This is a genomic window from Succinatimonas hippei YIT 12066 (genome assembly GCF_000188195.1).
Lineage (GTDB): Bacteria > Pseudomonadota > Gammaproteobacteria > Enterobacterales > Succinivibrionaceae > Succinatimonas > Succinatimonas hippei.
In genome coordinates, this window is record NZ_GL830955.1 from 1 (window position 1) to 10,300 (window position 10,300).

Sequence of the window (10,300 nt, forward strand, 5' to 3'; positions counted from 1 at the left end):
GTGATCTCAGTACTGTTCATCGTTTTGCCATACATTAATAAGAGTATTTTGCAGATCTTTTATATCCTGCTTTAAGTCTGAAATTTCGCTTTTTCTTTTACTTTTAAATTTTTTAATGTTTTGTTTCAGTGCGGCGGTTTGCTGTTCAAGTTCATTTAGTACATTGATGCCGCTGACGTCTTCGATAATTTCTCCGGTTTTGATAATAGGATTGATATTGGAAGATGCGGCTGCCTGATTGATGGCATCTTTGAGATCTTTTTTGTTGTAAATAACGTCAAAAGCACTATCTGATAATTCTTTTACCATGGAGGCCATAGCAAGCGGAGGGAAGATTCCGATAATATTATCTACCTGTCGGCTATACTCTTTACCTTCGATGCACCAGTTTACAAAATGTTCGCAATTTGAAAATAAAAGATTATAGCTGCATTCTCCAAGACGTGATTTGGCCCGTTCCACTGCCTCTTGCGGTGAGTATTTTGCTTGATCGTGGCAGCGCAGTCTTAATTTTGAATCTGCGATGAATTCATCAAGTAAAATAAGATGTACTCCGTAATCAAGAGAATATTCAGCTACATAACCTTCATCAATATATAAACCGTGATGGGTATACAAAACCCTTTGGGCAACTAAATGATCGCCTTGTTTTAATTTAAGTCTTTTAGCTGTTTGATGGCTTTTAGCGTTATTCTTCGGCATGTTTTGGTTTTAGCAATATTTCTTTTAAAGCATCAGCGTATTCAATAAAGGCATAAGCACTGTCTGCGGATTTTTTGTTATTAAAAGCGCTTACTATGTTTTTGTGCATTTTAAGCAGTTTTTTCTTTTCTTTTTTACTTAAAGAAAGAAAAGCTTCAGTAAGATTTGCATTTAGTTGAGAATAAAGTGCGCTGAAAAACAATCGGTAAATCGGGTTTGCCGATATTAGAATAACGGTTTCATGGAAGTTTTTCAGTTCTGAAAGAAAAGCAAAGCTTTTATCCGCATTTTTTTCAAGTTCTAAATAAATATTATTAAGAGTTTTTCTATTATCATCATCAGCGCGTTGTACAGCAAGCTGCACGGCACTAAGTTCAATTCCTCGTACTGCCTCTAAGATTGCATCAATTGAAAAATGACCGATATCGCGGTGGAAGTCTAAAAATTTAATAAGACTTGCCGGATCAGGATCTTTAATTACCGGTCTTTTTCCGCTCTTGATTTCGATTAAGCCTAAGCTTTCAAGCGATCGATATGCTTCACGCACGACTCCGCGGCTTATTTGTAAATCTTTTACGGTTTGTATTTCACTGGGAATAGGCATGCCCGAGGTCAGGTTTGCGGTTTTGATTGTGTCAAGAAGATGTCGCTCTATTCTGACGGTTAGCGTCGATGATGTGTTTGTTTCCATAACGATGCCCGAAAGTGAGAATGCAAATTTAAATATAGCTGTTTCTTAAAACAGTGTAAACATGTATGACAGCTTAACTCTGTGAGGCATGTTCCAAAGCCTGAGTTTTCTGGCTTTCTTCGGTTTTGTCTATGTCTGACAATCCGGGGCGAATCGTACCGCGCTGTATCGGCTTTATAGTGATTTTAGGATCGTTAAGTTTATTGCTTACGGAGATTTGAGTAGTGTTGCCTTCAAGCTTATTTTCAATAATGCAAAGAGCGGAAATTAACATAGTTCTCAAATCAATGTGTAAATTGGCGGTAACGTTGTCGGAGCTTAGATTGAAATTTCCTGAAACGTAAATATTGCCGCGCTTTACACTGCCTAAAAGGTTGAGGTCATACAAGCCGCAGTCTTTATCATAAAGAGCGGCAGATAAATCTTTGACTGCGAAATTACGTGTTTTGGCATCTCCGCCGTTTAAGTAATCAAGAGCGAGATTTGAAACAAGCATTTCAGGACTTTTTAAATAAAAGGTACCGTCCGTATTTTCGATTAGTTTATCAAAGCTTCCGAAGCTTTGCAGATTGACTTCGATATCAGCCCTTCCGCTTAGGAGTCTTCGGGACAGGTTGGAATTAAGATCGGCTAAATTGAAGTTTTTCCCTTGCAGCAGCAAAAAGCTCGGACCTTCTTTTAAAGCAAGACTTCCCGACAGAGAGACGTCTGAGCTGCGGAATTTTATTTCCGGAGCCGATAATGACAGCAGATCGGGACTTATCGTGGCGATAAGTTTAATTTTGTTTAATAGAAAATCACTGTAAGTAAGAGAATTTACATCAAGATTAATAATACCGGCTTTGCGGTTTTGTACTTTACCTTTAATCATTGCAAGATTGTCAATATTACCGCTAAAGTCAAGGATGTTTAAAGGCAAATCGCTTACATGGGAAATAAAAGCTAAATTGGAGAAATTACAGCTTTCTATATAGATTTGACGGGGGGTTATAAATTCATTTAGTGCCGTTTCAAGATTAGATGTATATTCTATTTTGTTGTTTTTCAAATTAAAATTGTTAACGGATAGAGTTTTATCTTTATTTTGATAGTTAAAATTAAAAGAAATATCTCCGTCAAAAAGAGAACCTATGATATTACCTGCAGTTTCTGTAGAGCCTACTCTTGCTGACACGGTTGAATCGGTAAGACTTAAACGGTGTTTAATAAGACTGATTTCATCAAGAGAGCCTTTAAAATCGGCTGTTATATTACCGTGCAAGAGAGAAAAAGAAGAAGCAGATCCTGTGATGCCCGACAGCAATATTTCTTGGTTTGTAAAAAGACAATCATTTAAAGAAACCTCTTTCCCGCTAATTGATACAGAAGAAAAAGGGCTAAGTCCGTCTTTAATGATTATTTTGTTAAGATTAAGCCGATTAAAGGTAAATGTTTGTTTTTGTAAGTTATAGCTGCCTTCCCCTGCTATGCTCCCGCCTAAAACAGCTGCATGCAAATCTTTTAGGTTAAGATTATCTCCTTCATGAGTAAAGGCAAAAGACAAATTTTTAAACGGCAGGTTTAAAAAAGATCCTTTATTAAAAGATAGTTTCCCTTCTTTTACCGAATAGATTAAGTCTTTATTTAAGGTAATGTTATATAAACGGATCCTTGCGCTGTCTGATTTTATACCGTAACCGTACACAGGAGTGCCGTCAATGCGTAAAGCGGCAATCTTTATGTCATCAAATTTTAAAGTGCTGAGTTTTTGCCGTAAAAATTCCGGTGCATCATGATTTAAGCGCAGATTTTTAATGTAAAGATCACGTATGGCTAATACTTTATCTGCAAAGGCGGTTTTCAGATCTATTTCAAGGTAGATTTCATCAGCACTAAGCGTATCGTTAAATGCAGGTTTGATAAGCTTTATGGTATTAGGGTATAAAGGTGAGAATTCAACAGAGTTTACGGTAAATTCAGTACCTAGTTTATTATTAATAAAATCCGTTAGGGGTTCTTTTACTTTGTTGCCGTTAAATAAAAAAATCAGCACGGATAAAACTATGGCAAGAAAAATCGCAAATATTACCGCCCATTTTATTAAACGGGAAAGTAATGTTTTTTTATGAACTCTGCGATACGGAATTACCATCTTTTTTATTGTCTCTTGCTGTTAAATATTGAGGGAACCAGCGCCGTATTAATTCTTCTGCGGTTTTGATCCCGTTCTCTTTTAAGTATAAAGCACTATTGCGTGCACTCTCAATGAGTCGGTGATCACGCGTTACGTCGGCAACTTTAAAAGTATCAAATCCCGCTTGCTTGGTGCCGATAATTTCTCCAGGACCTCTTAGTGCCAGATCTTCGGTGGCGATTTTAAAACCGTCGTTTGAAGTGCGCATGATTTGCAGACGTTTTTGCGCAATTTGATTTTCCGGATCGGCGTTATGCAAAAGCAGGCAATAGGATTGTGCCGATCCTCGGCCGACTCTGCCGCGCAGCTGGTGAAGCTGGGCAAGACCCAGTCTTTCGGCGTTATTAATGATCATTATGGTAGCGTTGGGCACATCCACGCCGACTTCGATAATGGTTGTTGCCGCCAAAATGCTTATTTTGCCTGCAGCAAAGTCTTCCATAACCATGTTTTTTTGTTTGGCATTCATCTGTCCGTGCAAAAGTCCGATTTTAAGGTGCGGCAGTTTATGTGAAATCTCTTCATAAATGCTTTTTGCCGAAGCAACGTCGTCATTTTCTCCTTCTTCTATATGAGGACAGACCCAATATGCCTGCGTACCGCGACTGCATACTGCGTTGAGCCTTGCTATGACGTCGTCTTTGCGCGACATTTGAATTAAGGCGGTGATAACTGGGCACCGACCCGGAGGAAGTTCGTCAATAGTCGAGACCTCCAAATCCGAATATAAGGCAAGCTGCAGTGTCCTGGGGATCGGTGTTGCCGTCATTACAAGCTGATGCGCAGATGTTCCTTGCGGTGCTTTATTCAGTAAAGCAATGCGCTGTTCAATTCCGAAACGGTGCTGTTCATCAATGATTACCAGCGCAAGATGCTTATAAATTACGTCATCCTGAAATACTGCGTGGGTTCCGATGATAAACTGGGCGCTGCCGTCGCTGATTGCTTTTAGTAGGTTTAATCGATCGCTTTTGCGCTCTGACGCGGTTAGAAGCAAGCAGTTTACGTTAAACTCTTTTAGCAAGGATGAACATTTGGCAAAATGCTGCCTGGCAAGAATATCGGTAGGAGAGAGCAGGACGCATTGACCTCCTGCTTTTATTACTTGCAGTGCGCTCATAATCGCTACTAAAGTTTTGCCTGATCCGACATCTCCGTGTACCAGACGAGCCATAGGTATGTCTTTATTTAAATCTTCCAGTATTTCGTTAAAAACCTTAAGCTGCGCCAAAGTCGGTTTAAAAGGCAAACTGTGAAGAAAATCATCGCTGAGTTTAGAATCGAAAGCTACGCTTAAAGCGGCTTTGTGCGAACTGTTGCTGACTTTTAACAATAATAAGCATAGTTGATAAGCAATAAGCTCTTCATAACAAATTCGTTCAAAAGACGTCAGTTTTTGCGGAACTATCGGTGTATGGTCGCTTTGCGGGTGGGGATAATGAACACCTTTTATCGCATCAGATAAACTCATTCCGTAAGGATTTAAGTTTTTGGGCAGAATTTCAGGTAACGGAGCTTTTTGAATAAGATCCAAAGCGGTTTTTATCGTTTTACGTAAAATAGCCTGTCCAAGACCCTCGGTTGAAGAATAAATCGGTGTTAGAAATTCCTCCGTAGTAACTGTTTCATTCGTTTGTAAGAAGGTAATTTCAGGATGGACAAGGCTTGGGCGCCCGGTCATATAATCGGGTTTGATGCTGCCGTAAGCAAGAACGCGTCTTCCTGAAGTAAAGTTGTGGACGAAGGTTGCGTAAGTATTAAAAAAACTGGCCTCAATAATTCCTGTATCATCGGCAAAAAGTATTTTTAATACTTTGCCCCGAGAACCGACAAAGCCTTCTACCGCTTTGACTTTTAAACATAACAAAACGGATCCGCTGTCTGTTGTAAGATCGCTTACTTTACTGATGTAGGTTCGATCCTGATAACGGAAAGGAAAGTGAAAAATCAAATCAAATAAAGAGAAGATCTTAAGACGGTTAAGACTTGAAGAAATCTTAGGTCCGACACCTTTAAGATTACTGACATCAATATTTTTAATTTGAGCGTCAGAAGTAATCATGATCTTATCCTTGGTTTTTAAATTTGTTTCTGCGGATGCGTTTTAAATGGATATGACGCTTAAAGGTATAAAAACTCATTAAAAATAAAAAAGCGCCGGAAATATGAAATTGTACGTTAAGGGAGAAAGTATGAACGACGGCTCCGGATAAAAGCGGTCCCAACATGCATCCGAATTGTCCTGCCATCGTCATCATGCCGAAACCGCGCCCGCGAAATTGCGGGGTGGTGGCAAGGGAAAGAGCAGCATTGATGCTCGGAACGATACCGACGATAAATAGTCCCATGCCGGCACCGGTCACGAAAAGATATGTGATTGATTGGGCAAATCCCTGGATAAATATGAAAAAAGCCGCACCGAAAAAAGCACAAGACATGGAAAGATAAAAACCGCGTCTTTGCCCGAAACTTCCCCAAAAAGGAGCAGTGAATGCTCCTACAAATGAAGGCAAAGAGCAGGCGATTCCGGCGTAGAAAGCCATGTCTTCACGTGATTCTATAAGCTCACCGACGTACAGCGACAAAATCGGCTGAATTGCAAGCATGACCAGAGAGAAAAGGAAAAACAGTGATAAAAGTTCGCGTAGGTTTTTATCTTTGACGGTGAATTTAAAATCATTAACGATTGAAGATTTTTTTTGTTTTTCGTTATTTTTAGCTATCTCTTCACCGGGAACGAATGCCGTTACCAGAAAAACGATCAGTAAAAAAGTTCCGGCAATGAAGAATGAAGATCTCATACCGAATAAATGCGCCAGCACTCCGCCGATTAAAGGTCCGCTTACGGTTCCTACCAGTTGGGATGATTGAATGAAACCTAAAGATGATCCTAATTTATCAGTCGGGGAGAAGGATGATACGCGGGACAAAACGGAAGGAAGATAACCGTTGGCAAAGCCCTGGAGAACGCGCATGCCTAAAAGCTGCAGCGGTGAGACGACTATTCCGCCGCAAAGATAAGCGATGCACAGCATGGCAGAAGATCGTACTGACATGCTTTTTTGTCCTTTTTTATCAGCAAGTTTGCCCCATAACGGGGCCATTACTCCGCCGACGAAAAAACTGACGGAAAAAATAACCGCGGTCCAAAATTCGATATTGTTTTGATTTGCACCAAGTTCAAGCAGATAGAGAGGCAAGAAAGGCACAATCATTGTGTAACTTGCCGACGTGAAGTAGATGCAAATGGTAAAGACAATAAGCTTGGCTTTCCACGACATGTCAGAACCGTCCTTTGGTTTAAAGCAGCTGTTTGATGAAAATAGATGCTTTAAAACGTTTTACTTTGGTTAAAAGTTTTCTTACCTGTTCAGGATATTGACTGAAATCGTCCAGATCCTTTTCAGACATAATTTGAGTGGTGTGTTTTAAAATATATTGCTGCTCATGTCCGAATTTTTCCTGCATCAAATGGTGCGGATCGTGGACTAAAAGACCGTTTTCCAAGTCAAGGCTCCATGCTCTTGGATTTAAATTATTTCCGGTAATAAGAGCAAGATTTCTGTCAGCGAAGATCCCTTTTAAATGATATGTGTTAGTACCGTTCTTCCACAGCATTACTTTAAGCTTGCCTTGATCGATAAGGTTTTGGAATTTGATGACAAAGGCACGCAAATTTTGTTCGTAAATATACGGGACAGCGCCTATAGGAGAGAATTTTTCTTCAGGTTTTAAATAAAAATCATTCGCTACCTTATCTCCTACTACTAAGGTAATTTTTACGCCGCGCATTAAAGCTGCTTCCAGCGCCTGCTGCAGAATTTTGGGGGGATTAAAATAAGGAGTACAAATAAAAAGGCTGTTTTTAGCGCCTGATAAAAGCCATAAAACGGTTTTATTTAAAATGTTTCCTTTTTTTCCTAAACCGACCAGCGGGGTGATTCCGACTTCGTCACCGTGCAGACGGTTGTTTTTAAAAGAGTACTGGGTCTTAGTCAGGTGATGCTGCAGTTGTCTTATTTCTTCGCTTACTTCTTTTGCGCTCTTTACCTTTCCTTGGGAAAAGTCCTGTACGGCAAAGTTAATATGAAAGGCTGAAGTAGTATAAGAACATAAAGTATCTGCAAGTTCTTTTGACTGAATCTCGTGGTAGCGATCAAGACGATAACGTCCGTTTTTATCTAAGTAAACATCATTGATGCTTGCTCCCGAGTACAAAACCGTATCGTCAAATACGCAGCCTTTTAAGTGCATAACGCCGAAAATTTCGCGTCTTTTTACAGGAACACCGTAAATTGCCGGAGGATGCGGACTGTTTTCGGCCATCTTATAGTAAAGAGCACTGTTGCCGAGGGATTGCTCCTGACCGATAAGACCGCGTTGAGCACGATGAAAGTCTACGTATATGCAGATATGAAGCTTAGGATTTTTCTCCTGCGCTTTATAAAGTGCGTCAAGGATTTCTCTTCCGGCCTCATCGTCCTGCAGATATAAGACCGTCATCATAATCCGGTTTCGGGCTTGGGCTATAAGTTCAAGCATCCTCTGCCTGAAATGAGCCGGCCTTTCAAGAATGTTGTAATTAACGGCTTTTACTGCAATTACGGGCATTTGCTGAAGCCTGGTTGCACTGTATAGAGTTCCGTGTAAACTTTTTTTCAAAAAGAGCATGTCAGATCCTTCTCAGATGCGTGCCGTAGCTTTGGTTAAGAAGTTTACTTCCATATCCGAAAGAGTGGTTCCGGCATTTTTGATTACCTGGTGTACGCGCTGATGATAATTATTCAGCCATTCACGTTCTTTGTTGGTAAGCATTTCTCTTAAAATAAGTCTTGTATCAAAAGGCACTAATGTCAATGGTGAAAAATGCAGCATGTGACCTAAATGGGTCTCGGAACACTGTTCAACCACCACTAAATTTTCAAGTCTTATTCCGTATAGACCGGCAGCGTAGAATCCCGGTTCGATTGATACTACCATGCCTACATCAAGAGGTATTAATGATTGGCGTGAAGAAATGACTTCAGGCCCTTCATGTACCGATAAAAGGTGTCCTACGCCGTGGCCGGTACCGTGTTCATAGTCAAAACCGTAATCCCATAAATTTCGGCGGGCGATAGCATCAAGCTGCAGTCCTGTAGTTCCTTTGGGGAAGATTGTAGTTGCAAGAGCTATATGGCATTTAAGAACCAAAGTGTACATGCGCTTTTCTTCTTCGCTGATGTTAGGCCCTACCAATACCGTTCTGGTAATATCGGTAGTCCCTTCGATGTAATGAGCGCCGCTGTCGATTAAATACATGGCGTCATTGCCTAAAGCGCGCGGGTGCTTTGCGGTAAGATGATTGTAATGGCACATGGCGGCGTTAGGGCCTAAAGCTGAAATAGTATCAAAGGAAGGCTCGATAAAATCTCCTTCGATTTTACGGTAAGATTCAGCTTTATCCGCCATGATTTTTTCATCAATATCGGCAACTCGTCTTTGATAGGCTTCAATATCGTTGCTGCTTTCAGGGGCCGTTTGCTCATCAAGCCAAGCCAGAAAGCGGCACATGGCTATTCCGTCTTTAATGTGAGCGCGTCTCTCTCCTGCTATTTCTACGGGATTTTTACAGGCTTTAGGAATTTGGCATAACCCTAAGCCTTCAATTACAGTAGCTCCGCCTTCTTTTAGAGAATTTAAAATATGGGCATTAGCGTTTTTAGGATCGATATAAACTTTTGCCTGAGAGTTGCACAAACGTTCAAGCACGTCATTAAAATTATCTATACTGAAGATATCCACGTGTCCGAAGTGATCTTCAAGCGTTGCCAGTATTTCATCATCAAGGTGCTTTGAATCAACATACCATTCAAGAGCGCCGTTTGCGTAAGCTACAGCACGGCTGTTGATAACCGGAAGCCCTTTTCTGTCTCGTCCGCGGATATTTAAAAGCCAGCAGACGCTTTCCGGATCTGGGATGACGGTTGCGTCAATGTCGCGACGGTTTAATTCTTCAGATAAAGCTTGACGTTTTTGCAGGCTCGGACAGCCGTTGAACTCGTCAGGATAAATTTCAACTTTTGAATAAAAGTGTTCGGGGCGATCCTCCCAGATGGCATCAATAAGATTGTATTTAAGCTTTTTAAGTTCAATGCCGAAAAGGTTCAGTTGCTCTTTTAATTTTAAATAGTAGTCATAACTGATGCGGTTTAAATCAACGCCTACGCTTTGACCGCTTTCAAGTACTGCGCATAGCCAGTCGGCAGGTGATACTTCGCTGAAATTGAAAGTATCAAAAATTTCGGGATCAGTTTGTTCGGTTACCTGTATTTTATAGCGCCCGTCAATGAATACCGCATTGGGGCAGCTTAACAGTTGTTCTTCATTTGTTTTGCCGTTTTTAACTTTAACGTTTTGAGTTAAATCATGGGCATAAATGCAGGCAAAACCGGCAGACCCGGTAAAACCTGTTATGTATGCAAGATATTGACTATCATCCTGCAATTCAAAAGAAAGAAATTCGTCATCATGGGAAATAAGAATCGCGTCTATTTCCTGTTTGGCCATTTCTTTTTTTAAATTAGAAAGAATCGGCGCGAAATTTTTTTGGTTATGTTCTTCCATTTATGACGTTCTCTAAGAAAAAGCACCGTTTACAAGGTGTAGTAATATTTAATTTTAATACGAATTAAAGATCTTCTTGTTGTAATTCTCCATTTTGACATCCTCACCGGCCTAAAGGCCGAAGATCC

General features: G+C 40.4%; 7 protein-coding genes. All 7 read right to left on the bottom strand.

The window, feature by feature from the left end; translation table 11 throughout:
• Window positions 1-6: 6 nt before the first annotated feature.
• Window positions 7-702, bottom strand: a complete 696-nt coding sequence (locus HMPREF9444_RS10420) for a lecithin retinol acyltransferase family protein (RefSeq protein ID WP_009142632.1) — start codon at window positions 700-702, stop codon at window positions 7-9.
• Entirely contained in the window at window positions 689-1,393 is a 705-nt protein-coding gene (locus HMPREF9444_RS01890; RefSeq protein WP_009142633.1) for a FadR/GntR family transcriptional regulator, read from the bottom strand. The genes HMPREF9444_RS10420 and HMPREF9444_RS01890 overlap by 14 nt, the downstream gene beginning before the upstream one ends.
• A gap of 73 nt (window positions 1,394-1,466) precedes the next feature.
• A complete protein-coding gene (locus HMPREF9444_RS01895) occupies window positions 1,467-3,524 on the bottom strand; it encodes a hypothetical protein (protein WP_009142634.1) in 2,058 nt (685 codons plus the stop codon).
• Window positions 3,496-5,628, bottom strand: coding sequence for an ATP-dependent DNA helicase RecG (gene recG / locus HMPREF9444_RS01900; RefSeq protein WP_009142635.1), 2,133 nt, complete (start codon window positions 5,626-5,628; stop codon window positions 3,496-3,498). The genes HMPREF9444_RS01895 and recG overlap by 29 nt, the downstream gene beginning before the upstream one ends.
• A 4-nt stretch (window positions 5,629-5,632) precedes the next feature.
• A complete protein-coding gene (locus HMPREF9444_RS01905; protein WP_009142636.1) occupies window positions 5,633-6,847 on the bottom strand; it encodes an MFS transporter in 1,215 nt (404 codons plus the stop codon).
• A 19-nt stretch (window positions 6,848-6,866) separates the two neighbouring features.
• Entirely contained in the window at window positions 6,867-8,237 is a 1,371-nt protein-coding gene (gene pssA / locus HMPREF9444_RS01910; protein WP_009142637.1) for a CDP-diacylglycerol--serine O-phosphatidyltransferase, read from the bottom strand.
• Between the two features lie 12 nt (window positions 8,238-8,249).
• Window positions 8,250-10,172: an aminopeptidase P family protein gene (locus HMPREF9444_RS01915; protein ID WP_009142638.1), complete on the bottom strand. Its 1,923-nt coding sequence runs from the start codon at window positions 10,170-10,172 to the stop codon at window positions 8,250-8,252.
• Window positions 10,173-10,300: the final 128 nt, after the last annotated feature.